Annotated in this window: 22 protein-coding genes; 13 read left to right on the top strand and 9 right to left on the bottom strand. The window is 72.1% G+C overall.

The window, feature by feature from the left end; genetic code table 11:
- Nucleotides 1-52: 52 nt before the first annotated feature.
- Together ACFV46_RS19660 and glnA are read right to left on the bottom strand one after the other, a co-directional pair.
- Nucleotides 53-2200, bottom strand: a complete 2148-nt coding sequence (locus tag ACFV46_RS19660; RefSeq protein ID WP_385499002.1) for an MMPL family transporter — start codon at nucleotides 2198-2200, stop codon at nucleotides 53-55.
- Nucleotides 2201-2372: 172 nt separating this feature from the next.
- Nucleotides 2373-3734: a type I glutamate--ammonia ligase gene (gene glnA / locus ACFV46_RS19655; protein ID WP_055620935.1), complete on the bottom strand. Its 1362-nt coding sequence runs from the start codon at nucleotides 3732-3734 to the stop codon at nucleotides 2373-2375.
- A 327-nt stretch (nucleotides 3735-4061) separates the two neighbouring features.
- Here glnA and ACFV46_RS19650 point away from each other — a divergent pair, with 327 nt between their 5' ends.
- Nucleotides 4062-5255 carry a globin domain-containing protein gene (locus ACFV46_RS19650; protein ID WP_385499000.1) on the top strand — a complete coding sequence of 398 codons (1194 nt, stop codon included), beginning with the start codon at nucleotides 4062-4064 and terminating at the stop codon, nucleotides 5253-5255.
- A gap of 12 nt (nucleotides 5256-5267) precedes the next feature.
- Here ACFV46_RS19650 and ACFV46_RS19645 read toward each other — a convergent pair whose 3' ends face one another.
- Nucleotides 5268-5708, bottom strand: a complete 441-nt coding sequence (locus ACFV46_RS19645) for an Rrf2 family transcriptional regulator (protein ID WP_361932022.1) — start codon at nucleotides 5706-5708, stop codon at nucleotides 5268-5270.
- A 165-nt stretch (nucleotides 5709-5873) separates the two neighbouring features.
- Here ACFV46_RS19645 and ACFV46_RS19640 point away from each other — a divergent pair, with 165 nt between their 5' ends.
- Nucleotides 5874-6536 carry a DUF3105 domain-containing protein gene (locus ACFV46_RS19640; protein ID WP_361932023.1) on the top strand — a complete coding sequence of 221 codons (663 nt, stop codon included), beginning with the start codon at nucleotides 5874-5876 and terminating at the stop codon, nucleotides 6534-6536.
- 17 nt (nucleotides 6537-6553) lie between these two features.
- Nucleotides 6554-7156: a DUF305 domain-containing protein gene (locus ACFV46_RS19635; RefSeq protein WP_385498999.1), complete on the top strand. Its 603-nt coding sequence runs from the start codon at nucleotides 6554-6556 to the stop codon at nucleotides 7154-7156.
- Between the two features lie 81 nt (nucleotides 7157-7237).
- Here the strand turns inward: ACFV46_RS19635 and panB are convergent, their stop codons facing one another.
- Nucleotides 7238-8113 (bottom strand): 3-methyl-2-oxobutanoate hydroxymethyltransferase, encoded by an 876-nt coding sequence (gene panB, locus ACFV46_RS19630; RefSeq protein WP_086867132.1) that lies wholly within the window; start codon nucleotides 8111-8113, stop codon nucleotides 7238-7240.
- Nucleotides 8114-8314: 201 nt separating this feature from the next.
- Here panB and ACFV46_RS19625 point away from each other — a divergent pair, with 201 nt between their 5' ends.
- The 5 genes from ACFV46_RS19625 (at nucleotide 8315) to ACFV46_RS19605 (ending at nucleotide 13790) form a co-directional block, all read left to right on the top strand.
- On the top strand, nucleotides 8315-9898 hold the full coding sequence (locus tag ACFV46_RS19625; protein WP_385498998.1) for an MFS transporter: 1584 nt from the start codon (nucleotides 8315-8317) through the stop codon (nucleotides 9896-9898).
- Nucleotides 9899-9981: 83 nt separating this feature from the next.
- Nucleotides 9982-10611: a TetR/AcrR family transcriptional regulator gene (locus ACFV46_RS19620; protein WP_361932031.1), complete on the top strand. Its 630-nt coding sequence runs from the start codon at nucleotides 9982-9984 to the stop codon at nucleotides 10609-10611.
- Between the two features lie 189 nt (nucleotides 10612-10800).
- Complete coding sequence (locus ACFV46_RS19615; RefSeq protein ID WP_361932034.1) at nucleotides 10801-11853, top strand: endonuclease/exonuclease/phosphatase family protein; 1053 nt, start codon at nucleotides 10801-10803, stop codon at nucleotides 11851-11853.
- Between the two features lie 87 nt (nucleotides 11854-11940).
- Entirely contained in the window at nucleotides 11941-12966 is a 1026-nt protein-coding gene (locus tag ACFV46_RS19610; RefSeq protein WP_376728871.1) for an ATP-binding cassette domain-containing protein, read from the top strand.
- Complete coding sequence (locus tag ACFV46_RS19605; RefSeq protein WP_385498997.1) at nucleotides 12963-13790, top strand: ABC transporter permease; 828 nt, start codon at nucleotides 12963-12965, stop codon at nucleotides 13788-13790. The genes ACFV46_RS19610 and ACFV46_RS19605 overlap by 4 nt, the downstream gene beginning before the upstream one ends.
- An 18-nt stretch (nucleotides 13791-13808) precedes the next feature.
- Here ACFV46_RS19605 and ACFV46_RS19600 read toward each other — a convergent pair whose 3' ends face one another.
- Nucleotides 13809-17108 carry a BTAD domain-containing putative transcriptional regulator gene (locus ACFV46_RS19600; RefSeq protein WP_385498996.1) on the bottom strand — a complete coding sequence of 1100 codons (3300 nt, stop codon included), beginning with the start codon at nucleotides 17106-17108 and terminating at the stop codon, nucleotides 13809-13811.
- A gap of 183 nt (nucleotides 17109-17291) precedes the next feature.
- Here ACFV46_RS19600 and ACFV46_RS19595 point away from each other — a divergent pair, with 183 nt between their 5' ends.
- Nucleotides 17292-18092, top strand: a complete 801-nt coding sequence (locus tag ACFV46_RS19595) for a site-2 protease family protein (RefSeq protein ID WP_385498995.1) — start codon at nucleotides 17292-17294, stop codon at nucleotides 18090-18092.
- Here ACFV46_RS19595 and ACFV46_RS19590 read toward each other — a convergent pair.
- Entirely contained in the window at nucleotides 18082-18267 is a 186-nt protein-coding gene (locus tag ACFV46_RS19590) for a hypothetical protein (RefSeq protein ID WP_376728868.1), read from the bottom strand. The two genes, ACFV46_RS19595 and ACFV46_RS19590, sit on opposite strands and share 11 nt — an antisense overlap.
- Before the next feature lie 52 nt (nucleotides 18268-18319).
- Nucleotides 18320-19045 (bottom strand): NADPH-dependent F420 reductase, encoded by a 726-nt coding sequence (gene npdG, locus ACFV46_RS19585; protein ID WP_361932048.1) that lies wholly within the window; start codon nucleotides 19043-19045, stop codon nucleotides 18320-18322.
- Nucleotides 19046-19192: 147 nt separating this feature from the next.
- Here npdG and ACFV46_RS19580 point away from each other — a divergent pair, with 147 nt between their 5' ends.
- The gene (locus ACFV46_RS19580; protein WP_385498993.1) at nucleotides 19193-19843 is read left to right on the top strand and encodes a hypothetical protein; all 651 of its coding nucleotides are present in this window, start codon (nucleotides 19193-19195) and stop codon (nucleotides 19841-19843) included.
- 22 nt (nucleotides 19844-19865) lie between these two features.
- Here ACFV46_RS19580 and ACFV46_RS19575 read toward each other — a convergent pair whose 3' ends face one another.
- Nucleotides 19866-20096, bottom strand: a complete 231-nt coding sequence (locus tag ACFV46_RS19575; protein ID WP_361932053.1) for a hypothetical protein — start codon at nucleotides 20094-20096, stop codon at nucleotides 19866-19868.
- A 58-nt stretch (nucleotides 20097-20154) separates the two neighbouring features.
- Between ACFV46_RS19575 and map the strand changes: the two genes are divergently transcribed.
- Nucleotides 20155-21012 (top strand): type I methionyl aminopeptidase, encoded by an 858-nt coding sequence (map, locus tag ACFV46_RS19570; RefSeq protein WP_361932056.1) that lies wholly within the window; start codon nucleotides 20155-20157, stop codon nucleotides 21010-21012.
- Nucleotides 21013-21140: 128 nt separating this feature from the next.
- Nucleotides 21141-21788 carry a biliverdin-producing heme oxygenase gene (locus ACFV46_RS19565; protein WP_361932058.1) on the top strand — a complete coding sequence of 216 codons (648 nt, stop codon included), beginning with the start codon at nucleotides 21141-21143 and terminating at the stop codon, nucleotides 21786-21788.
- A 6-nt stretch (nucleotides 21789-21794) separates the two neighbouring features.
- On the opposite strand, the gene ACFV46_RS19560 is transcribed toward ACFV46_RS19565, so the two are convergent.
- Nucleotides 21795-22439, bottom strand: coding sequence for a PhzF family phenazine biosynthesis protein (locus tag ACFV46_RS19560; protein ID WP_376728865.1), 645 nt, complete (start codon nucleotides 22437-22439; stop codon nucleotides 21795-21797).
- Between the two features lie 201 nt (nucleotides 22440-22640).
- On the opposite strand from ACFV46_RS19560, the gene efeO reads away from it, so the two are divergent.
- Nucleotides 22641-23795, top strand: coding sequence for an iron uptake system protein EfeO (gene efeO, locus ACFV46_RS19555; protein ID WP_361932064.1), 1155 nt, complete (start codon nucleotides 22641-22643; stop codon nucleotides 23793-23795).

Here is a 23795-nt window from a genome sequence, read left to right as displayed (position 1 = left end):
CCCGTCCCGGATCTCGTCAGGGCCGCCGCGCTCACCGTTGCAGCGCGGACGCTCACCGTTGCAGCGCGGACTCCGCTTCGTCGGCGAGCGGCTGCCGGACGGCCGGCGGCTCCGCCGCCGGACGGGACAGGCGGCTCGGCCACCAGATCCGCCGGCCGATCAGCAGGGTGAGGGCGGGCACGAGGACCGACCGCACCAGCAGGGCGTCGAGCAGCACGCCGAAGGCGACCAGGAACCCGACCTCGACCAGCATCACCAGCGGAAGGGTGACCAGGACCGCGAACGTCGCCGCCAGCACCAGGCCCGCCGAGGTGATGACGCCGCCGGTGGCGCAGAGGGCTCTGAGCATGCCCTCTGCGGTGCCGAGGCGCACGGTCTCCTCCCGGGCCCGGCTGGCCAGGAAGATGTTGTAGTCGACGCCGAGCGCCACCAGGAACAGGAACGCCAGCAGCGGCACCGAGGAGTCGATCCCCTGGAACCCGAGGATCGTGTCGAAGACGAACACGCTGCCGCCGAAGGCCGCGGCGAACGAGACGATCACGGTGGCCATCAGGACCAGCGGGGCCGCCATCGCGCGCAGCAGCAGCCCGAGGACGATCAGGACGACGGCGAGCACGAGGGGGATCACCAGCTTCTCGTCGCGCCTGGTGGTCACCTCGGTGTCGAGGTTCTCGGCGCTCGGCCCGCCGACGATCGCCTCCGCCCCGCTCACCGCGTGCACGGCGGTGCGCACCCGCTGAATCGTGTCGTACTCCGCGGCGGTGTCCGGCGCGTCCTTCGGGAACACGGAGATGCCGGCCCAGTCACCGCTGGTCTGCTCGGGGACGGCCATGGCCACACCGGGAGTGTCCTTGACGACGTCGAGCACCCGTTCCCGGTGTGCCGGCCGCGTGAAGACCGTCATCGGCTGGCCGCCGAGTTCCGGGAAGTGCTGGCGCAGGACGGTGAAGCCGGTGACCGACTCCGGCGCGGACAGGAACTGGTCCTGCTCCCGCAGGGCACCGGTGTTGCCCGCGATCCCGAGGGCGAGCACGCCGAGCACTCCGAGCGAGCCGAGCGTCGCCACCCACCGGCGCCGGCTGATGGCGGCGCCGAGCCGTCCCCACAGCCCCGGCTTCTCCTGCACGGCGGTGCTGAACCGCGGGATGGCCGGCCAGAAGATCCGCCGGCCGAGCAGGACGAGCACCGCGGGGAACAGCGTCAGCATGGCCACCAGCGCGCACAGGATGCCGGCCGCGCCGATCGGGCCCAGCCCACTGGTGCTGTTCAGGTCCGCGACGAGCAGGCAGAGCAGGCCGGCGACCACGGTGGCCGCGGACGCGACGATGGCCGGCGCCGCGGAGCGCAGCGCCTGGACCATCGCTACCCGGACGTTCTCGTGGTGGTGCAGCGCCTCCCGGTATCGGGCGATGAGCAACAGTGCGTAGTCCGTGCCGACGCCGAACACCAGGATCGTCAGCAGCGCCGAGTTCTGGTCGTTGACCACGATGCCGAAGCCCTTGACGAGGAGGTAGACGGTCCCCATCGCGGTCAGCGCGGCCGCGCCGACGGCCATCAGCGGGATGATCCACAGCACCGGGCTGCGGTAGGTGAGGATGAGCAGGAGCGTGACGACGACGATGGTGGTGAGGAGGACCTGCACGTCGATGCCGTCGAAGACGGCGTCCATGTCGCCGTCGATCGCGCCCGGGCCGGTCACGTCGAGTTCCAGACCCGAGGGCCGGTCCTTCGCGGCGTCACGCAACGGGCCGACGACCTCCTCCGGGGGGCCGTAGGCCGTGCTCACGTCGAGGGTGAACATCATCGCCTCGCCGTCGGCGGAGGGGCTCGTCGGCGGGCCCTCGTCGCCGCCGGCCGGGGCCGCCCCCTTCGGCGGGTACCGCTTGGCGAGGGTGTCGTAGTGGCGCTCGACCGTCGCGCGGTCGGCGCCGGTCATTCCGCCGGCACGGTGGTAGACGAAGACGAACGTGTTGTCGTCACCGTCGGGGAGGCTGTCCTCCAGTACCGCGACCTTGGTGGACTCGGCGCCGGCCGGCAGGGTGTCCGCGGCGCTGTCGGTGGTGACCGAACTCAACTTCGCGCTCAACGGCACCGTGAACGCCGCCAGTACCAACCACAGGCCGATCACCAACCACGGCACCCACCGGCCTGCCAACCGACCGGCCGGCACTCTCCCGGACGGCGCTGTGTCGACTGCCATCTCTGGCCTCCTGCATAGGGGTTGCATCGCTCATCTGACGCCTCCTTCCTAATGAGCGAGCCTTAGACGGCCCTTAGAACCCCTGACACGACGCACAGCGCGAAACGGCAGCCACCGAGGGATCGATCGGCGGAGGCATCCCCCCGATCCAGAAGAACGACCTGCCCCGCCCCTAGAGCACCGGCAGGTTCTTCCGCAGTTCGAAGGCCGTGACCTCGCTGCGGTACTCCTCCCACTCGCTCTTCTTGTTGCGCAGGAAGAAGTCGAAGACATGCTCGCCGAGGGTCTCGGCGACCAGGTCGCTGTTCTCCATGAGGGTCAGGGCCTCGCCGAGGTTCTGCGGGAGGGGCTCGATGCCCATCGCGCGGCGCTCGGCGTTGGAGAGGGCCCACACGTCGTCCTCGGCGCCGGGCGGGAGTTCGTAGCCCTCCTCGATGCCCTTGAGGCCGGCGGCGAGCAGGACCGCGTAGGCGAGGTACGGGTTGGTGCCGGCGTCCAGGGAGCGGACCTCGACGCGGGCCGAGCCGGTCTTGCCGGGCTTGTACATCGGGACGCGGACCAGGGCCGAGCGGTTGTTGTGGCCCCAGCAGATGTAGGAGGGGGCCTCGCCGCCGGCGCCTGCCGTTCGCTCCGAGCCGCCCCAGATGCGCTTGTAGGAGTTCACCCACTGGTTGGTGACCGCGGAGATCTCCGCCGCGTGCCGCAGCAGGCCCGCGATGAAGGAGCGGCCCACCTTGGAGAGCTGGTACTCGGCGCCCGACTCGTAGAACGCGTTCCTGTCGCCTTCGAACAACGACAGGTGAGTGTGCATGCCGCTGCCCGGGTGCTCGGAGAACGGCTTCGGCATGAACGTCGCCTGGACGCCCTGCTCCAGCGCCACCTGCTTCATGACCAGGCGGAACGTCATGATGTTGTCCGCCGTGGAGAGCGCGTCGGCGTAGCGGAGGTCGATCTCCTGCTGGCCGGGGGCGCCCTCGTGGTGGGAGAACTCCACGGAGATGCCCATGGACTCCAGCATGGTGATCGCCTGGCGGCGGAAGTCCATGCCGATGTTCTGCGGGGTGTGGTCGAAGTAGCCGGAGTTGTCGGCCGGGGTGGGGCGGGTGCCGTCGACCGGCTTGTCCTTCAGCAGGAAGAACTCGATCTCCGGGTGCGTGTAGAACGTGAAGCCCAGGTCGGAGGTGCGGGCGAGGGCGCGCTTGAGGACGTAGCGCGGGTCCGCGAAGGACGGGGAGCCGTCGGGCATGAGGATGTCGCAGAACATCCGGGCCGTGCCGGGCGCCTCGGCGCGCCAGGGAAGGATCTGGAACGTCGACGGGTCGGGCTTGGCGATCATGTCGGACTCGTAGACGCGGGCGAAGCCCTCGATCGCGGAGCCGTCGAAGCCGATGCCCTCGTCGAAGGCCTGCTCCAGCTCGGCGGGGGCCACGGCCACGGACTTGAGGAAGCCCAGCACGTCCGTGAACCACAGCCGTACGAACCGGATGTCGCGCTCCTCCAACGTCCGGAGCACGAACTCCTGCTGCTTGTCCATCTTCCGCTTCCCCATCCTTGCTGGTCAGGCCGCCTGTCCCCGGTGCTGTGGGAGGCGGTCGGGCACCTGAGCATCCCACCACACCACCGTTTCCGGCGCGTTGCGGACCTTGATCGCGAACCGACCCCGGCCGAACGCCCGACGACGGTCGGGATCCCGCCGCGGTGTCGGATGAACCGCTCTGCCGCCCATATTGCCTGCTCGGCCCGGCATCCGTCATGGCCGCCCCCACCGGACCGACCCCGCTTTAATTTGCATCTCGGATGCAAGTTTTAATGAGGGCGGGCGGTCGCCGCCGCACCGCCCGGTCGAGCCTGAGGAGACCCGATGCTGTCCGAGCAGTCCGCCGCCACCGTGCGCGCCACCCTCCCCGTCGTCGGCGGGGCCATCGGTGAGATCACCGAGCGCTTCTACGCCCGCCTCTTCGCCGCCCGTCCCGAGCTGCTGCGCGACCTGTTCAACCGCGGCAACCAGGCGGCCGGCACCCAGCGGCAGGCGCTGGCGGGGTCGATCGCCGCGTTCGCGACGCACCTGGTGGCCCACCCCGACGAGCGGCCGGACGCGATGCTGAGCCGTATCGCGCACAAGCACGCCTCCCTGGGCGTGGTGCCCGAGCAGTACGCGCTCGTCCACGAGCACCTGTTCGCCGCCATCGCCGAGGTGCTCGGGGAGGCCGTCACCCCCGAGGTCGCGGCCGCCTGGGACGAGGTGTACTGGCTGATGGCGAACGCCCTGACCGCGATCGAGAAGCGGCTTCACGAGGAGCGCGGCGGAGCGGGCCTGCGCTCCTGGGAGGTCGTGGAGCGTGTCGAGGAGACCGAGGACGTCGCCACGTTCCGGGTGCGTCCGGCCGACGGCGGGCCCGTGCCGGACTTCCGGGCCGGCCAGTACGTCTCGGTCCAGGTGGAGCTGGCGGACGGGGCCCGGCAGATCCGCCAGTACAGCCTCTCGGCGGCTCCCGGCTCACCGCTGCGCCAGTTCAGCGTCAAGCGCGTGCGGGGCGAGGCCGGGCCGGACGGCGAGGTCTCGGGGCACCTGCACGCGCACGTACGGCCCGGCGACCGGCTGGACCTCTCGGCGCCGTACGGCGATCTCGTGCTCGCCGGCACGGACGCGCCGCTGCTGCTGGCCTCCGCCGGCATCGGGGTGACCCCGATCGTCGCGATACTCGGCGAACTCGTGGACGCCGGGCACGAGGGCCCGGTGCTGGTCGTGCACGGTGACCGCTCCCCCGCCGGGCACGCCCTGCGCGCCGACCACGAGCAGTACGCCGGGAAGCTGGCGGACGCCACCGTCCGCTTCTTCTACGAGGCCGGCGCCGACCCCGCCGAGGCGTCCCACCGCACGGGCCTGGTCGACCTGGCCGACGTGGACGTCCCCGAGGGCACGCACGCCTACCTGTGCGGTCCGCTGCCGTTCATGCGGGCGGTGCGCGCGCAGCTGCTCGCCAAGGGCGTGGCGGCGGCCGACATCCACTACGAGGTGTTCGGGCCGGACCTGTGGCTGGCGCAGGCGGGCTGAGCCGCCCGGCCGTCAGACGGGCCGACCGACGCCGATCTGGAGCAGCAGCGGGCCGGTGGGGTCCGCCGTGACGTCGGCCAGGGTGAGCGGGTCCAGCGAGGCGTAGAACGCCTCCTGGGCCTGCCGCAGCGCTCCGCGCAGCCGGCACCCGGGGCTGAGCGGGCAGGGGTGGTCGCCCTCGCACTCCACGACGTCGCCGTCGCCCTCGAAGGCGCGGACGACCGCGCCGACGGACGCGGTGCGGCCCCGCTCGCTGAGGGTGAGCCCGCCGCCGCGCCCCCGGCGGGCGACGACCAGGCCCTGGTGCTGGAGCTCGGCGACCACCTTGGCGGCGTGCGTGTAGGGCACCTGCATGTCGGCCGCGACCTCGCGGGTCGTCGGCGTGGCGTCCCCGAGGACGGCGAGCCGCATCAGCAGGCGCAGGGCCAGATCGGTGGAGCGCAACAGCCGCATGCCGGCCAGCGTAGATAATGCGCATCCTCGGTTCCAAATATCCGGGGCGCGCCGACGGCCGCCCTCCGTGATCCGGCCGTTGTCGTCACCTCCCTACGAGAGGCCACCCCTTCCCCATTACGATCAGCGGACCCGACCGCCCCTTTCGCCGAAGGACATGACCTCATGGGCTCCGCCAAGAACAGGAACAGCGCCGAGCGCAAGGCGCGGATAGAGGAGATGCGGCGGGCCGAGCGGGCCCGCGAGCGCCGCGGCCGTGTCATCACGATCAGCGTCTCCGCGGTGATCGTCGCCGCGCTCGTCGTCGGCGGGGTCGTCCTCGTCCGCTCCCAGGGCGGCGACGACGAGGCCGCGAAGCCCGACAAGACCTCCGGGAAGTTCGTCGCCGGCGACGACGGCGTGAACACCTGGAAGGGCAAGCTGGCCAGCACGCACGTCGAGACGAGCGTGTCGTACCCGATGGAGCCCCCGGTCGGCGGCAACCACCACCGGGCCTGGATGAACTGCAACGGCGACGTCTACACCAAGGAGCTGCGGCGGGAGAACGCCGTGCACTCGCTGGAGCACGGCGCGGTGTGGGTGACGTACACGTCGAAGGCGTCCAAGTCCGACGTGGACGCGCTGGCGGCGAAGGTGAAGCAGACGCCGTACACGCTGATGAGCCCGGACGAGAAGCAGAAGGACCCCATCATGCTGAGCGCGTGGGGACACCAGCGCACGGTGAAGAGCGCGGACGACCCGGACGTCGGGAAGTTCTTCGAGACCTACGTCCAGGGCAAGCAGACGCCCGAGCCGGGCGCGGCCTGCACGGGCGGTCTGTCGGAGTGAGGCCGCACATCGGCTGGATGGCGGGGACCGCGGCGGCCGTCCTCGTCGCCGCCGGCGCGCTCACCTACGCGGCCGCCGGGGACGGCTCCGGGGGCACGGTCCCCGACGCCGGCTCGGCGGACGCGGGGTTCGCGCGGGACATGGCCGTGCACCACCAGCAGGCCGTGGAGATGGCGTACATCGTGCGCGACCGCACGGACGACGAGGACGTGCGCAGGCTCGCGTACGACATCGCGCAGACGCAGGCCAACCAGCGCGGCATGCTGATGGGCTGGCTGGACCTGTGGGAGCTGCCGAAGGTGTCGGCGGACGCGCCGATGACCTGGATGGGCATGGGCGACGCGCCCTCCGCCGGGGAGGGCTCGCTGATGCCGGGCATGGCGACGAACGCGGAGATGAAGAAGCTCGGCACGCTGAACGGCGAACAGGCGGAGGTCTTCTTCCTGCAGCTGATGACGGCCCATCACAAGGGCGGCATCCACATGGCCGAGGGCTGCCTGGACAAGTGCGCGGTCGGCGTGGAGAAGAGGCTGGCGCGGACCATGGTCAACGGGCAGCAGGCGGAGATCGACCTGATGGCCGACATGCTGCGCGAACGGGGCGCGAAGCCCCGGCCCTGAGGGTCCGGGCACGGGAAGCGCCCCGCCGACGGGGGAAGATCGGCGGGGCGCTCGGTGCCGCAGTGGTTCGGGGGCGGGCCGTCAGTGGACGGAGTGCGCCTCGCTCGGGAAGGTCCCGCCGACGACGTCCTCGGCGAAGGCCTTGGCCGCGTCGCCCATGACCCGGCGCAGGTCGGCGTACTGCTGGACGAACTTCGGTACGCGGCCGCCCGTCAGGCCCATCATGTCGGTCCAGACGAGGACCTGGGCGTCGGTCTCGGGGCCGGCGCCGATGCCGACGGTCGGGATGTGCAGGACGCGGGTGACCTCGGCGGCCAGCTCGGCCGGCACCAGCTCCAGGACGACCGCGAAGGCTCCGGCGTCCTGGACGGCCTTGGCGTCCCGCAGGAGCTGCGCGGCGGCCTCCTCGCCTCGGCCCTGGACGCGGTAGCCCATGGCGTTGACGGACTGCGGGGTCAGGCCGATGTGCGCCATCACGGGGATGCCGGACTCGACCAGCAGCTCGATCTGGCGGTGCGAGCGCTCGCCGCCCTCCAGCTTGACGGCGCCGACGCCGGCCTCCTTCACCAGCCGGGTCGCCGAGCGCAGCGCCTGCACCGGGCCCTCCTGGTAGGAGCCGAAGGGCAGGTCGCCGACGATCAGGGCGCGGGAGGTCCCCCGGACGACGGCCGCCGACAGCATGGTCATCTCGTCGAGGGTGACGGGCACGGTGGTCTCGTAGCCGAGGTGGCAGTTGCCCGCGGAGTCGCCGACGAGCATCACCGGGATGCCGGCCTCGTCGAACACGGACGCGGTCATCGCGTCGTACGCGGTGAGCATGGGCCACTTCTCGCCCCGCTCCTTGGCGAGGGCGATGTCGCGGACGGTGATGCGGCGGGTGCTCTTGCCTCCGTACAGCGCCTTCCCGGCGTCGGAGGGCTTCGCCTGAGGCGTCTGGGCAGCCGAGAGCTGCGTCATGGCAACGGCTCCTTCATGTCATCTCGAGGCGCCCTGACGGCGTCCCCGGACCAGGTCCATGGTGGCACTTCGTGCCGGGCGGGGCCAGACCGCCGTATGTGAGTTCCGCCCCGTGCCCGTGGCCGTTTCGTGACGTAAGGTTCCGGTAAGAACTTACGATACGAGACGGACCCGTATCGTTATGACGGTACGGTCGGCATCATGACTTCTCCCGCCCCAGCCACCCGCATACCGGAGGCGGTGCACCGGCGCCGCTGGGCGATCCTCGGTGTGCTGATGCTCAGCCTCCTGATCGTCGTGCTGGACAACTCCATCCTCAACGTCGCCATCAAGACCATCTCGACGCCCGCGCCGACCGGCCTCGGCGCCACGCAGAGCGAGCTGGAGTGGGCGATCAACGCCTACACCCTCGTCTTCGCCGGGCTGCTGTTCAGCGCGGGCATCCTCGGGGACCGGCTCGGCCGCAAGAAGGTGCTGCTCGGCGGGCTCGCCGTGTTCGGCGTCGGCTCGGCGCTCGCCGCGTTCTCCGGCTCGCCGGGCGAGCTGATCGCCTTCCGCGCCGTCATGGGCCTCGGCGCCGCGTTCGTCATGCCGGCCACGCTCGCGGTGCTGATGAACGTCTTCGAGCGGGACGAGCAGCCCAAGGCCATCGGCATCTGGGCCGGCGGTGTCGGCCTCGCCATCGCCATCGGGCCGATCACCGGCGGACTGCTCCTCGACCACTTCTGGTGGGGCTCGGTCTTCCTGATCAACGTGCCGATCGTGCTGCTCGCGCTCGCGCTGATGCTGTGGCTCGTCCCGGACTCGCGCGACCCGCGGCCCGGCCGGATCGACCCCGTCGGTGTGGTGCTCTCCGTGGTCGGCCTGGTCCTGCTGGTCTACGGCATCATCAAGGGCGGCCAGCTCGCCGACTTCACCGATCCCGCGGTCCTGGCGACGATCGGCGCCGGCCTCGTGGTGCTCGCCGCGTTCGTGATCTTCGAGAAGCGCAGCGACCACCCGTCGATCGACATCGGGTACTTCCGCAACAAGATCTTCTCGGCCGCGATCGGCGTCATCGCGCTGGTCTTCTTCGCCCTCATGGGCGTGACGTTCTTCTCCGTCTTCTACACCCAGAGCGTGCGCGGCTACTCGCCGCTGGAGACCGGCCTGCTGATGCTGCCGCTCGCCGCCGCGCAGATGATCTTCGCCCCGCGGGCCCGGCTCCTCGTCGACCGGTTCGGCAACCGGGCCACCACCACCGGCGCCATGGTCCTCATCGCCGCCACGCTGGCCTCCTTCGCCACCTTCGAGGCGGACACCCCGATCTGGCTCCTGGAGGTCATCTTCTTCCTGATGGGTGCCGCGATGGCGCACATCATGACGCCGATCAGCGTCGTCATCATGCAGGCCCTGCCGCGTGAGAAGGCCGGTTCCGCCTCCGCGCTCAGCAACACGTTCCGGCAGGTCGGCGGCGCCCTCGGCATCGCCGTGCTCGGCTCGGTGCTGTCCACGGCCTACCGCGGCGGCATCGAGGACAAGCTCACCGCGCTCCCCGAGGGCGTCCGGCACACCGCGGGCGAGTCCATCGAGGCCACGCTCGGGGTCGCCGAGAAGCTCGGCCCGCGCGGGGAGGCCCTCGTCGGCCCGGCCCACGACGCGTTCCTGCACGCCATGCATGTCACGGCGCTGTGGGGAGCGGGCATCGCGGTGCTCGGCGCGGTCGTCGTGGCCCTGTTCCTGCCGGGGCGGCCCGCCGGCCCGCGCGAGGGCGAGGAGGAGAAGGAGCTCGTGGCGTCCGAATAGCGCGGACGCGCGGACGCCGTCGTTCCGGCGGCGTCCGCACCAGGGGGAGAATCGGCACAGCGCCCACGGAAAGGAGCGACCCAGTGAGCCTCGCCGACAGTCGTCCCCGGCAGGACGGCCCCACCCGGGGCCGGCCGCGCAGCGAGGCCGTGGAGCGGGCCATCACCGAGGGCGTGCTGAAGCTCCTGGAGGACGGCGTGCCCCTCGCGGAGCTGTCCATCGAGCGCATCGCGCGCACCGCGGGCGTCGGCAAGGCCGCCATCTACCGGCGCTGGAGCGGCAAGGAGGAGCTGTTCGTCGACATCGTGCGGGCCGCCGAGCCGCCGGACCCCGAACTGCCCGGCACCTCCGTGCGCGACGACGTGGTGGCCCTGCTCGAACAGACCCGGCAGCGCGGCCTGATGACCCGCTCGTCGGTGCTGCTGCACAACGTCATCGCCCAGATGAAGAGCAGCCCGAAGATCTGGGACGCCTACCAGGCGAACGTGATCGAGCCGCGGCGCCGCAAGCAGCACGCGATCCTGCGGCGCGGCCAGGAGACCGGCGAGCTGCGCGCGGACCTCGGGATCGACGTGATGAACGACATGGTCTTCGGCCCGATGCTGGTGCGCGCGGTGATGCGCCCGGACGCCGAACTACCCGAGGGGCTCGCCGAACAGATGGCCGACGCCGTGCTCACCGGCCTACGGCCCCTCAGGTCGCCCGGCGCATAGGCGAATGTGCGCCTTCCGTCACAGAACGCGCATTCCTTCCGGAGAAGCGGAACTACCCGGACCCGCTCGCACGTCCTCGCCCCCGTACGGCCGTCTTCAGGACGGCGGGAACGGAGCCGATCATCCCCTAGGGTTTTCTCTGGGCGCGGGGGGACGACGGTGTTGCACGGCAGGTAGTGAGGCGACGGTATGGCGCAACAGGCGTACGTGACGGAGACGGACAACGGCGGCCCGGGGCCCGAACGCCGCAGGCCCGCGCTCCGGCGCCTGACGCACCGCGTGACCTCCGGCTGGTGGCGCGACCCGGGCGTCTGGCGCCGCGGGCTGGTGCCCGCCGTCCTCGCGCTCGCGCTGGCCCTGGTGATGGTGCTGCACGCGCAGATCCCCAACGCGATCGGGAACCTCGGCAGTCTCACCGAGACGTTCCTGCCCTGGCTGGGTGTGCTCGTCCCGCTGCTGCTGGTGCTGGGCGTCGTGCGCCGGTCGGCGACCGCGCTGATCGCCGTGCTGGTCCCGTCGATCGTCTGGCTGAACCTCTTCGGCGGCCAGCTCACCGACAAGACCGGCGCCGGTGGCGATCTGACGGTCGCCACGCACAACGTCAACGCCGAGAACCCCGACCCGTCCGGCACGGCCCGGGACGTCGCCGCGTCCGGCGCCGACGTGGTCGCCCTGGAGGAGCTGACGGCCTCGGCGGTCCCGACGTACGAGAAGGCGCTCGCGTCGACGTACCGGTACCACTCGGTGCAGGGCACGGTCGGGCTGTGGAGCAGGTACCCGCTGAGCGGGGTGCGGCCGGTCGACATCCGGCTGGGCTGGACCCGCGCCATGCGCGGGGTGGTGGACACGCCGTCCGGCGAGGTCGCCGTCTACGTCGCCCATCTGCCGTCGGTGCGCGTGAAGATGGAGGCCGGGTTCACCGCCCGGCAGCGCGACAAGAGCGCCGACGCGCTGGGCGAGGCCATCGCCGACGAGCGGCTGGACAGGATCGTCCTGCTCGGCGATCTGAACGGCACGATGAACGACCGCGCGCTCAACGCCGTCACCGCCCAGATGCGCTCGACGCAGGGCGCGTCCGGCACCGGGATGGGGTTCAGCTGGCCGGCGCGGTTCCCGATGGCCCGGATCGACCAGATCATGGTCAAGGGCGTGGAGCCGTCCAGTTCGTGGACGCTGCCCAGGACCGCGAGCGACCACCTGCCGGTCGCGGCGCGCGTCGAGGTCGGCACGTCGGTCTCCTGAGCGGGGCCGGGGCCGCCGACAGGGCGGCGGGCGGGGTGTAGGCGGGCTGTCGGCGGTTTGTCGGTGGGGTCTGCCACTGTCGGTGCCATGACGCGAAACGACAACACGCCGGGCGGCGCGAGCGGCGCCGTCTCCGTACGGGGGATGGTCAAGCACTACGGCGAGACCAAGGCACTGGACGGTGTGGACCTGGAGGTCCGCGAGGGCACCGTCATGGGCGTACTGGGGCCGAACGGCGCCGGCAAGACGACCCTCGTCCGCATCCTGTCCACGCTGCTGACCCCGGACGCCGGGCAGGCCACGGTCGCGGGCTACGACGTCGTACGGCAGCCCCGGCAGCTGCGCCGGGTCATCGGGCTGACCGGGCAGTACGCCTCCGTGGACGAGAAGCTCCCCGGCTGGGAGAACCTGTACCTGATCGGACGGCTGCTGGACCTGCCCCGCAAGGAGGCCCGCAGGCGCGCCGACGCGCTCCTGGAGCGCTTCTCGCTGACGGAGGCCGCCAAGCGGCCCGCCTCGACCTACTCGGGCGGTATGCGCCGCCGGCTCGACCTGGCCGCCTCCATGATCGGCCGGCCGGCCGTGCTGTTCCTGGACGAGCCGACGACGGGCCTGGACCCCCGCACCCGCAACGAGGTGTGGGACGAGGTCAAGGCGATGGTCGGGGACGGGGTGACCGTCCTGCTCACCACCCAGTACATGGAGGAGGCCGAGCAGCTCGCCTCGGAGCTGACGGTCGTGGACCGCGGCAAGGTCATCGCGGGCGGCGGGATCGACGAGCTCAAGGCGAAGGTCGGCGGCCGCACGCTGCGGATCCGCCCCACCGACGCCCTCGAACTGGGGCCGCTGGCCGGGTATCTGGACGACCTCGGCATCACCGGGCTCGCCAGCACCACCGTCGACGCCGAGACGGGCACCCTGCTCGTCCCCGTCCTCAGCGACGAGCAGCTGACCGCGATCGTCGGCGCCGTCACCGCGCGCGGGGTCACCCTCGCCTCCATCACCACCGAACTGCCCAGCCTGGACGAGGTGTTCCTCTCGCTCACCGGCCACCGCGCCAGTGCGCCCCAGGACACCGTGCCCGCCGACGACCGCGAGGAGGTCGCCGTATGAGCGCCGCCACCGTCACCCCCGAGACCCGTTCCGCCGGCGACGACGCGCGGATCCCGCTGCGCGGGCATCTGCGGCACACCGGCGCGCTCGTCCGCCGCAACCTGCTGTGGATCCGGCAGGACCCGGAGTCGATGGCCGACGCGCTGCTGATGCCGGTCATCTTCACCCTGCTGTTCGTGTTCGTCTTCGGCGGCTCGATCGGGCAGGCCCTGGGCGGCGGGCAGGACCAGTACGTCCAGTACGTGATCCCCGGCATGATCGCGATGATGAGCATGACGCTGTCGCAGGGCGTCGGCACCGGGTTCAGCCAGGACTTCAACTCCGGTGTCATGGACCGCTTCCGGTCGCTGCCGATCGGGCGCGGCTCGGTGCTGTTCGCGAAGATCTCCGTGGAGCTGCTGCGGATGCTGTTCGCGACGGCGGTGCTGATGGTCGTCTCGGTCCTGGTCGGGTTCGAGATCCACCACTGGGGCGGGCTGTTCGCGGCGGTCGCCCTGTCCACCGTGTTCGCCTCGTCCATCATGTGGGTGTTCCTCACCCTGGGCGTGGTGATGAAGAGCGCGCAGTCCGTGCAGGCGATGGGCTTCCTGGTGCTGTTCCCGCTGCAGTTCGGCTCGTCGATCTTCGCGCCGACGGGGTCGATGCCGGGCTGGCTGCAGGCGTTCACCGACTACAACCCGCTGTCCACGCTCGCCGACGCGGCGCGCGGGCTGATGGTGGGCGGGCCGGTCGCCCACGACCTGTGGGTGACGCTCGGCTGGTCGGCGCTCATCACGGCGGTGATGGCGCCGGTCGCGATCCACAAGTTCCGCACCAAGACCTGACGTCCACGGCGGAACGCGTCATACGAGGGCGGCGGCCTCCTGCGGGGAGAGGCCGCCGCCCTCGGCGTACGCCTCCTCGTAGGCGGCGTCGCCGAGCACGGAGCGCGCGCCCGTCACCGCTCTGCGCCGCACCTCCTGCTCCTGGCGGCTCGGGACGTGCCGGTCCGGCTGGAGCCGGTCGGCGGCGCCGAGGCAGCGGGCGGCGTCCCCGGCCCGGCGGCCTCCGTCGGCGTGGGCCAGGGCGAACGCGGCGGTGGTCAGGTAGGCGGCCCGCATCTGGGGCGCGATGGCCCGGGCGAGCGGGTCCCCGGCCCGTTCCAGCGCCTTCCTGACCGTCTCCAGAGCCTCCTCGGTCCGCCCTTCGAGGGCGTCCAGCCAGGCCTCGGAACCGAGGATGAACGCGTCGAAGACGACGAAGTGGGCGATCTTGAACTCCTCGCGCAGCAGCCGCAGTTCCTCACGGGCCTCGGGGATCCGGCCGGTCAGGCTGAGCCATCCGGCGAGGATGAGCCGGGCGAACGGCATGGCGTGCTCGCTCACTCCGCTTCCCTCCTCGATGACCGCGCGCAGCAGGCTCTCCCCCCGCTCCCCCTGCCCCGCCTCGATCAGGGCGCTGGCGAGCCGGGCCTTGAGCACGCCCACCTGGGCGTGGGCGCCGAGCCGCTCGGCGTGGTCGATGCCCGCCTCGTAGTCGGCGGCGGCCCGCAGATAGGCACCCTGGCGCTCGTGGGCCTCCGCCCGCGCCGAGTACGCCTCGGCGGTCCCCCACAGGTCGCCGAGGTCCTCGAAGATCTCCAGCGCCTCGTCGGCGTCGGTGATGGCGTCGCCCGCCCAGTCGGCGCGGTTGGCCAGCAGGTTGGCCCGCAGCTGGAGGCCGACGGCGAGGTCCCACCGGTAGCCGGGGTGTTCACGGCAGGTGTGGATCGCGGCGTCGACGACGTCGCGCAGGCGGTCCATGTCGCCGGTGAGCATGACGGCGAAGAACCACAGGGAGCCCGGGGAGCGGCAGACCTGCGGGTGACCCGGCTCGTAGGTCTCGGCGATGATCCGCAGCTTGGCCTGCGCCTCGGGGGTCTGCCAGGCGTCCAGCTCGGTGTCCATGCAGGCGAGGTGGATCAGGTGCACCTCCCGCCGGGCCTCGTCGCGGACCTGGTCCGTCCAGGGCGGCGGGGTGTCGACGCAGCGCTCCCACAGGGGCTCGGCGCGGCGGACCGGCTCGCTGAACGGGTCGGGCCCGAGGTCCTGCACCTCGCGCGACCAGGTGCGGGCGACGATCCGCAGGTCGCGCATCTGCCAGTACCAGGACATGGCCAGCACCAGGCACAGCGCCTCCTGCTCGTCCCGCGCGGCCACCGCGTGGTGGAGGGCGGCGCGGATGTTCTCGCTCTCGCGCTCCAGCCGGGCGATGGCGGCGAGCTGACCGCGCCCGCGCAGCGACGCCTCGGTGGTGCGGGCGAGCTCCCGGAAGTACGTCAGGTGCGCGCGTTCGGCCTCGGTCCGCCGGCCGGTCTCGTCGAGCCGTTCTGCGGCGTACTCGGCGACGGTCTCCAGCAGCCGGTAGCGCATCTCGCCGTCGTCCGTGGCGGACGCCACCACGAGGGACTTGTCGACGAGGGACCCCAGCGCCTCCAGCGCCACGGGCCCGCACACGGCTTCGGCGGCGGCGAGGTCGCAGCCGCCCGCGAAGACCGACAGCCGGCCCAGCACCTCGCGTTCGTCGTCGTCCAGCAGCTCCCAGGACCAGTCGACGACGGCCCGCAGGGTCTGCTGGCGGGGCAGCACGGTACGGCTGCCGGAGGTGAGGAGCCGGAAACGATCGTCGAGCCGGTCGGCGATCTGCCGGGGGGTGAGCATCCGCAGCCGGGCTGCGGCGAGTTCGATGGCGAGGGGCAGGCCGTCCAGGCGCCGGCAGATCTCGGCGCAGGCCGCGGCGGTCTCCTCGTCGGCCTCGACGCGGAAGCCGGGATGCGCGGCGGCGCCCCGGTCGGCGAGCAGGCGCAGCGCGAACGGCTCGGGCAGCGGTTCGACGGGGCGCAGCAACTCACCGGGCACACCGAGGGGTTCACGGCTGGTGGCGAGCACGGTCAGTCCGGGGCAGCGCTCCAGCAGCCGTTCCACGAGGCGGGCGGCGGCGTCGACGACGTGTTCGCAGTTGTCGAGGATGAGCAGCATGCGGCGTGGGGCGCAGTACTCGGAGAGCCGGTCGACGGGGTCGTCGTGCCGTTCGGTGCCGGCGCGCATGGCCTCGGCGCCGGCGCCGTACAGGACGGTCTCGCGGGCGCCGAGCGCGGTGAGGACGGCCTCGGGGACGGCCCGGGGGTCGTCGACGGGGGCGAGTTCGGCGAGCCACACGCCGTCCGGGACGGCGTCGCGCACGCTCTCCGCGGCCTCCTGGGACAGCCGGGTCTTCCCGGCGCCGCCGGGGCCGAGCAGCGTGACGAGCCGGGCGCCGGCCAGGTCCCCGCGGATGGCCGCGATGTCGGGTTCGCGTCCGACGAAGGAGGTGAGCCGGGCCCTCAGGTTGCCGGCCGGGGCGGCCGACGGACGGGGGGCGTCGGCGGGGCGCGGCCCGGCGGGCCGGGCGTCCGGTCCGGGTCGCAGCAACTCGGCGTGCAGGGCCCGCAGTTCGGGTCCGGGGTCGGAGCCGAGGCGGGTGGACAGCAGCCGGCGTACGTCGTCGTAGGCGGCCAGGGCCTCGGCGGGGCGGCCGGTGTCGCGCAGGGCGCGCAGCCGCAGCGCCTGGAGGGGTTCGTCCAGGGGGTGGGCGTCGCACAGGGCGGTCAGCTCGGGCAGCGCCTGCTCGGCGCGGCCGAGGGCCAGGGCCGCCGTGTGCCGGGCGCGCAGCGCGTCCAGGTGCCTGGTCAGGACGCGGGCCGTCTCGGCGGTGCGGTCGGGCAGGTCGGCGAGGGCGGGGCCCTGCCACAGGGCGAGGGCGTCGTCGAGGACGCCGGCCGCCTTGGCGGGGTCGTCGTCGGCGAGGGCGCGCAGGCCCTCGCCGGTGAGCCGTTCGAACCGGTGCAGGTCGACGTCGTCGGGTGCGGCGGCGAGCCGGTACCCGCCGTCCTCGGACCGTACGGCGTCGGCGCCCAGGGCCCGCCGCAGCCGGCCCACGAGGGCCTGGAGCGCCCCGGTGGCGTCGGCGGGCGGTTCGGCGCCCCACACTTCCTCGACCAGCAGGCCCACGGGCACGGTCCGGCCGGGGCGCAGCGCGAGCACGGTGAGCAGGGCCCGCAGCCGGGCCCCGCCGAGCGGGACGGCCCGGCCGTCGGGGCGGAGTGCCTGGGTGGTGCCGAGGATGCGATAGCGCACGGGGTCCATTGTCTCTGGTGGGCTCGGGGTCGGTCACGGGGCCGTCGGACGGGGCGTGGCGGCCGGGGTGCGGGGGCCGGGGTCCAGCCTCCCTGGAACCACCGCCCCACCGCGAGACGTTTTCCGCGTACGACCGGTACGGTCGGGCGGGCCCACGCGCGGGCCCGCGACCACGACTGACCAGGGAGCCCCATGACCACCGCCCTCAGCCGCCACAGCGAACGGCGGATCAGCCCCGTGTTCCTCGGGATCGTCGCGGTCACCGCGGTGACGGGGTGGGCCACCTGGACCGGGTTCGCGGAGCAGCCGGGCCTCGCGGTGTTCCTGTTCGTGACGGCCGCCTGGATCGTGTCGCTGTGCCTGCACGAGTACGCGCACGCGCGCACCGCGCTGCACAGCGGTGACATCTCGGTCGGCGCGAAGGGCTATCTCACGCTGAACCCGCTGAAGTACACGCACGCGCTGCTCAGCATCGTCCTGCCGGTCGTCTTCGTGATCATGGGCGGTATCGGTCTGCCCGGCGGCGCGGTGTTCATCGAGCGCGGGCGGATCAGGGGCCGCTGGCGGCACAGCCTGATCTCGGCGGCCGGGCCGCTGACCAACGTGCTGTTCGCCGTGTTGTGCACGGCCCCGTTCTGGCTGGGCGCGCTCGACGGCGTCCCGCGGGACTTCCGGTACGCGCTGGCGTTCCTCGCCCTGCTCCAGGTGACGGCGGCGATCCTGAACTTCCTGCCGGTGCCGGGCCTGGACGGCTATGGCGTGATCGAGCCCTGGCTGTCGCGGGACGTCCGGCGTCAGGTGGAGCCGTTCGCCCCGTTCGGCCTGCTGTTCGTCTTCGCGCTGCTGTGGGTGCCGGAGATCAACAGCGGCTTCTTCGACATGATCGACGCCGTGCTGCGCGTCCTGGGGATCGGCGAGATCGACACCTACTGCGGCTACGACCTGTTCCGCTTCTGGCGGGACGGGAACGAGCTGTGCTCGGTCATCCGGTGACGGAGTCCCGCCGGGCGTCCCGGGCGCGCTTCACGTAGTACCAGGTCATGTTCGACGACAGCCCCGCCAGCAGGATCCACACGATCCCGAGCCAGCTGCCCTGGGCGAAGGAGACGACCGCGGCGGCCACGGAGAGCACGCAGACGACGAGGGTGTAGTAGGCGAGGCGGGGCATGGGGTCGGCTCCTGGTCGGGGGACACTGCTGTGCCCAGTGTCCCCCATCTCCTCATACGTCCGTGACGCGGAGCCCCGCGTGCGCCTTGTAGCGGCGGTTCACCGAGATCAGGTTCGCGACCAGCGACTCCACCTGGTGGGCGTTGCGCAGCCGCCCCGCGAAGACGCCCCGCATCCCGGCGATACGGCCCGCCAGCGCCTGGACGATCTCCACGTCGGCCCGCTCCTCGCCGAGGACCATCACATCGGTGTCGATGCGGTCGATCTCCGGGTCCTGCAGGAGGACGGCCGACAGGTGGTGGAAGGCGGCCGTCACCCGCGAGTCGGGGAGCAGGGCGGCGGCCTGCTCGGCGGCGCTGCCCTCCTCGGGCTTGAGGGCGTAGGCGCCCTTCTTGTCGAAGCCGAGCGGGTTGACGCAGTCGACGACGAGCTTGCCGGTCAGCTCCTCGCGCAGGGACTCCAGCGTCTTGCCGTGGCCGTCCCACGGCACGGCGACGATCACGATGTCGCTGCGGCGCGCGGTCTCGGCGTTGTCGGCGCCCTCGACGCCGTGTCCGAGTTCCTCGGCGGCGGCCCGCGCGCGTTCGGCGGCGCGGGAGCCGATGATCACCTTCTGGCCGGCCAGGGCGAGCCGGTACGCGAGGCCCTTGCCCTGCGGTCCGGTGCCGCCGAGCACACCGACGACGAGCCCCGAGACGTCGGGGAGGTCCCAGGGGTCCTTGGCCGGTGCCTTGGCGGGGGTCGCGGCGGACTGCTGTGCGCTGTCGCTAGAGGTCATGGGCCGACTTTACGTCCGCCGGGCACGCGGCGTAGGGCGAGGGCGCCGGGGCGGGGTCGGGCAGGTGTGCGGGTGGATGCCCCCGGTCGGGCGAATTCGGGGTGAACGGCGGGTCGTGCGGGGGCGGCTGGGGCAGGATGCGGCCCCATGGATGCCGTACGGGTCGCGTTGCTGCGGGAAGTGCTCGCCGGGACCGAGTGGTTGGGGGCGACGCGGCGGTTCGCCGGGGCGCTGCGGACGTCCGCGGTGGCGCACGGCGGCGGGCTGCTGCTGGTCGGCACACGGGAGTACGAGCCGTGGCATCTGGCGGCGCATCTCGTGGACGAGGCCGCCTGGTCGGGGACGCCCGAGCTGGCGCCGACCCTGGTGCGGCACGACGCGCGCGCCTCGGACCCGGCGCATCTGGCGGTCGGGCTCGGCCGGCTGGCGGCGGCGCGGCGCGGGGAGACGCTGCTGGTGGTGGCGCCGTCGGCGGGGCCCTGCCCGGACGGGCCCGGGCAGGTTCCGGGACCGCGGACCGGGCCGGGGGCGCCGCTCCTGGAGCGGGTGTACGACGCGCGGCGGGCGGGTGCGACGGTGCTGGTGCTCGGCACCGGTGAGGGTGAGCTGACGGCGATGTCCCATGAGCGGCTGATCGTGCCGGAGGGCGCCGAGCTCGACCTGGACACCGTGCAGCACCTGGTGAGCGCGGCGGCCGGGGAGAACCCGCTGCCGTCCCGCCGGGGGCGCCGGCGCCTGCGGGACCGCCTGTCGCGCCTCGCGGACGCCCTGACGGCGCCGCCGCCCCCGCGCTGGTGAGAACCGTTCGCGGGCGGGACGATCAGCCGCCGTCCGACTGCCCCGACCGGGAGTCGTGCCAGCGGGGGTCGTTCTCCCACTCCACGTTGCGTTCGCGGGCGAGGTCCATGGCGTGCTGGGCCTCCTCACGCGAGGTGTAGGGACCGAACCGGTCCTTGGCCGGGCAGTCCGGCCCCTCCTCGACCTTCTTGTGGACCAGGCAGTAGTACCACTCGCCCGGCTTGCCGACCGTGCGCTTCTTGAACAAGGCCATGACCAGCTCCTCTCGCCACCGACATGTTCCCCCAGGACCGCTGGTTAGACTCGCTGGCATGTCTGGCCAGTCGCTGCTCGTTCCCGGGGAGCTGTCCCCCACCCGTTCCGTACCCGGCAACATCCGCCGCCCCGAGTACGTCGGCAAGCCCGCGCCGACCCCGTACACGGGGCCCGAGGTGCAGACGCCGGAGACCATCGAGGCGATGCGGATCGCCGGCCGTATCGCCGCCCGCGCGATGGCCGAGGCGGCGAAGCTGATCGCGCCCGGCGTGACGACGGACGAGTTGGACAAGGTGGCGCACGAGTACATGTGCGACCACGGCGCCTACCCCTCCACGCTCGGCTACCGCGGTTTCCCCAAGTCGCTGTGCACCAGCGTCAACGAGGTCATCTGCCACGGCATCCCGGACTCGACGGTGCTGCGGGACGGCGACATCGTCAACCTCGACGTGACGGCGTACATCGGCGGTGTGCACGGCGACAACAACGCCACCTACCTGGTCGGCGACGTGGACGAGGAGAGCCGGCTGCTGGTGGAGCGCACCCGCGAGTCCCTGAACCGCGCGATCAAGGCGGTCCGGCCGGGCCGGCAGATCAACGTCATCGGCCGGGTGATCGAGTCGTACGCCAAGCGCTTCGGCTACGGCGTGGTCCGGGACTTCACCGGTCACGGCATCAACTCGTCGTTCCACTCGGGCCTGATCGTCCCGCACTACGACAGCCCGCACGCGACGACGGTGATCCAGCCCGGGATGACGTTCACGATCGAGCCGATGCTGACGCTGGGCACCCACGAGTACGACATGTGGGACGACGGCTGGACCGTCGTCACGAAGGACCGCAAGCGCACCGCGCAGTTCGAGCACACGCTGGTGGTCACGGAGACGGGCACGGAGATCCTCACCCTGCCCTGACCCGCTCCGGCCCCCACGTCCGTCCCCGACCCGTCCTCTGCGGAGGGCGGGTCTTCTCGGTACGCTTTTACCGACATCGCGTCGGCAACCTATTGACTTAGGCAAGCCTAACCTCGGAAGATGCGACCATGGACTCCTTCTCGACCGTCATCCGCACCGCGTCCCAAGAGCAGCACACCGAGGCCGAGACCTCGACCTTCATGAGTGACCTGCTCGGCGGGAGGCTCGGCGTGGACGCGTACGCGCGGTACACGGAACAGCTGTGGTTCGTCTACGAGGCGCTGGAGACGGACGCCGGCGGACTGGCGGCCGACCCGGTGGCCGGCCCCTTCGTCCGGCCGGAGCTGTTCCGGCTCCAGGCGCTCGGACGGGACCTGGCCCATCTGCGGGGCCCCGGATGGCGGGCCGGCCTGACGGCCCTTCCGGCGACGCGGGCGTACGCGGACCGGGTGCGCTCCTGCGTGCGGGAGTGGCCGGGCGGCTATCTCGCCCACCACTACACCCGCTATCTCGGCGACCTCTCCGGCGGCCAGATCATCCGCGACCGGGCGGAGCGGACCTGGGGCTTCGCGCGCAAGGGCGACGGGGTCCGGTTCTACGTCTTCGAGGGCATCGCGAACCCGGCGGCGTTCAAGCGGGAGTACCGCGCACTGCTGGACGCCGTCCCGGCGGACGACCTGGAGAAGCAGCGGATCGTCGCCGAGTGCAGGAAGGCGTTCGCACTGAACACCGCGATGTTCCAGGCGCTCGGCGAGGAGTTCCCGCTGAGCGCCTGAGCCGGGTCAGCGTTCCAGGACGACCCGGCCTCCCAGCTCCACCCAGTCCCCCGGCTGGGGCGCGGTCAGCAGCTGGGAGCCGGCGCCCTGGGTGATGTTGAGGGCGCGGCCCAGGCGATGGGTGAGCTGCATCGCCGCCGCGCCCGTCGCCTCGTCCTCCTCGATGCCGTCGCCCCGGCCGGGGAAGCCGCGGGCGCGGATCCGTCCGGCGGCCTCGTCCTCCCAGGCCCAGGCGTAGATCCACTCCCCCGGCGGCGGCACCTCCAGGTCGTCGACCTCGGCGGCGGAGGCGTACTGCCGCAGCGTGCGCGGCGGGGCCCACTCGGGGCGGGCCTCGATCCAGCAGAACTCGCCGTCGATACGGGTGCCCACGACCCCGGCGGGCGTGACCAGTTCGGGCACGTCCAGCAGCCAGGCGGCGCCGACGCAGGGGTGGCCGGCGAAGGGGAGCCGGGTGGACGGGGTGTGGATGTCGATGACCCCGCGCTCGGGGTCGTCCACGAACACGGTCTCGCTGAACCCGAGTTTGGCGGCCAGCGCCTGCCGGTCCCGGCCGTCCGGGAGCACCGAGCCGTCACGGACGACGCCGAGTTCGTTGCCGTATCCGCCCCTGGGTCCGCAGAACACACGGAGGACGTCGTAGTCAGTCACGAGGGCATTGAAGCACCGCCGTGCGCGCGGGACGCCGGGCGCCCGGTGACGTCCCGCCGGAACCTTTGACTTTCCTTTGACCTCTCCATGGGGACGTTTTTGGCCACTTAGGCCATCCTTAGCTTCGTTAGGTGAGCCTCACCTTGCTGGGCTGTGAGGCACGTCATGCGTCCTTTCCGGCCACCCTCACTTGGAGCCTTCATGCGACCCGCCAGACTGTCCGCCGTCGCCGCCGCCACCACCGTGGCGGCCCTGACCGCCGTCACCGGGTGCACCGAGAAGGGCAGTTCGGCGGGGTCCGACCGGGTCGTCCGGGTGACCGCGACGGACGACAAGTGCGAGGTGTCGAAGAAGGAGTTCCCGGCCGGTCACATCGAGCTCACCGTCGAGAACAAGGGCTCGAAGGTGACCGAGGTGTACGTCCTCTTCCCCGACGACCGCATCGTCACCGAGCGCGAGAACATAGGCCCCGGCACCAAGCAGACCGTCACCGCCGAGGTGAAGGCCGGTGACTACACCATCGCCTGCAAGCCCGGAATGAAGGGCGACGGCATCCGGCAGTCCGTCAAGGCCACCGGCGGCTCGGCCGCCAAGCGCGACCCCCGCCTGGACAAGGCCGTGGCCGCCTACCGCGAGTACGTCCAGCAGCAGGCGGACGAGACGCTGCCGCTCGCCGAGAAGTTCGCCGCGGCCGTGAAGTCCGGGGACGTCGAGGCCGCGAAGAAGGCGTACGCGCCCTCCCGCCTCGGCTGGGAGCGCACCGAGCCGGTCGCGGAGTCCTTCGGCGACATCGACCCCAAGGTCGACGTCCGCGAGGACGGCCTGGAGGACGGCCAGGACCCGGCGACCGACTGGACCGGCTGGCACCGGCTGGAGAAGTCGCTCTGGAAGGACGGGAAGATCGGCGACCGGGAGAAGGAGCTCGCCGGCCTGCTGATCAAGGACCTGAAGGACTGGCGGGACCGGGTCGGCAAGGCCGAGATCACCCCGACCTCCATGGCCAACGGCGCCAAGGAACTCCTCGACGAGGTCGCCACCGGCAAGGTCACCGGCGAGGAGGAGCGCTACTCGCACACCGACCTGGTCGACTTCAAGGCCAACGTCGAGGGCGCGGAGAAGGCGTACGAGCTGCTGAAGCCCGTCGCCCAGGCCAACGAGCCGGAGCTCGTCACCGAACTCGACAAGCAGTTCGCCGCCCTGGACGGCCTACTCGACACGTACCGCGCCGACAAGGACTCGTACGCGTTCACCTCGTACGACAAGGTCGGCGACGCCGACCGCAAGCAGCTCTCGGACGGGGTCAACGCCCTGGCGGAGCCGCTGTCCAAGCTCGCCGCCGCCGTCGTCGTCAAGTAG

It is taken from the genome of Streptomyces sp. NPDC059852 (genome assembly GCF_042731455.1).
Taxonomy (GTDB): domain Bacteria; phylum Actinomycetota; class Actinomycetes; order Streptomycetales; family Streptomycetaceae; genus Streptomyces.
This window is presented reverse-complemented; position numbering and strand designations above follow the sequence as displayed.

Excerpts from the sequence above, each read along its gene's own strand:
- ACFV46_RS19660 (WP_385499002.1), bottom strand. The coding sequence starts at position 2,200 with ATGGCAGTCGACACAGCGCCGTCCGGGAGAGTGCCGGCCGGTCGGTTG.
- glnA (WP_055620935.1), bottom strand. The coding sequence starts at position 3,734 with ATGGACAAGCAGCAGGAGTTCGTGCTCCGGACGTTGGAGGAGCGCGAC.
- ACFV46_RS19650 (WP_385499000.1), top strand. The coding sequence starts at position 4,062 with ATGCTGTCCGAGCAGTCCGCCGCCACCGTGCGCGCCACCCTCCCCGTC.
- ACFV46_RS19645 (WP_361932022.1), bottom strand. The coding sequence starts at position 5,708 with ATGCGGCTGTTGCGCTCCACCGATCTGGCCCTGCGCCTGCTGATGCGG.
- ACFV46_RS19640 (WP_361932023.1), top strand. The coding sequence starts at position 5,874 with ATGGGCTCCGCCAAGAACAGGAACAGCGCCGAGCGCAAGGCGCGGATA.
- ACFV46_RS19635 (WP_385498999.1), top strand. The coding sequence starts at position 6,554 with ATGGCGGGGACCGCGGCGGCCGTCCTCGTCGCCGCCGGCGCGCTCACC.
- panB (WP_086867132.1), bottom strand. The coding sequence starts at position 8,113 with ATGACGCAGCTCTCGGCTGCCCAGACGCCTCAGGCGAAGCCCTCCGAC.
- ACFV46_RS19625 (WP_385498998.1), top strand. The coding sequence starts at position 8,315 with ATGACTTCTCCCGCCCCAGCCACCCGCATACCGGAGGCGGTGCACCGG.
- ACFV46_RS19615 (WP_361932034.1), top strand. The coding sequence starts at position 10,801 with ATGGCGCAACAGGCGTACGTGACGGAGACGGACAACGGCGGCCCGGGG.
- ACFV46_RS19610 (WP_376728871.1), top strand. The coding sequence starts at position 11,941 with ATGACGCGAAACGACAACACGCCGGGCGGCGCGAGCGGCGCCGTCTCC.
- ACFV46_RS19605 (WP_385498997.1), top strand. The coding sequence starts at position 12,963 with ATGAGCGCCGCCACCGTCACCCCCGAGACCCGTTCCGCCGGCGACGAC.
- ACFV46_RS19600 (WP_385498996.1), bottom strand. The coding sequence starts at position 17,108 with ATGGACCCCGTGCGCTATCGCATCCTCGGCACCACCCAGGCACTCCGC.
- ACFV46_RS19595 (WP_385498995.1), top strand. The coding sequence starts at position 17,292 with ATGACCACCGCCCTCAGCCGCCACAGCGAACGGCGGATCAGCCCCGTG.
- ACFV46_RS19590 (WP_376728868.1), bottom strand. The coding sequence starts at position 18,267 with ATGCCCCGCCTCGCCTACTACACCCTCGTCGTCTGCGTGCTCTCCGTG.
- npdG (WP_361932048.1), bottom strand. The coding sequence starts at position 19,045 with ATGACCTCTAGCGACAGCGCACAGCAGTCCGCCGCGACCCCCGCCAAG.
- ACFV46_RS19580 (WP_385498993.1), top strand. The coding sequence starts at position 19,193 with ATGGATGCCGTACGGGTCGCGTTGCTGCGGGAAGTGCTCGCCGGGACC.
- ACFV46_RS19575 (WP_361932053.1), bottom strand. The coding sequence starts at position 20,096 with ATGGCCTTGTTCAAGAAGCGCACGGTCGGCAAGCCGGGCGAGTGGTAC.
- map (WP_361932056.1), top strand. The coding sequence starts at position 20,155 with ATGTCTGGCCAGTCGCTGCTCGTTCCCGGGGAGCTGTCCCCCACCCGT.
- ACFV46_RS19565 (WP_361932058.1), top strand. The coding sequence starts at position 21,141 with ATGGACTCCTTCTCGACCGTCATCCGCACCGCGTCCCAAGAGCAGCAC.
- efeO (WP_361932064.1), top strand. The coding sequence starts at position 22,641 with ATGCGACCCGCCAGACTGTCCGCCGTCGCCGCCGCCACCACCGTGGCG.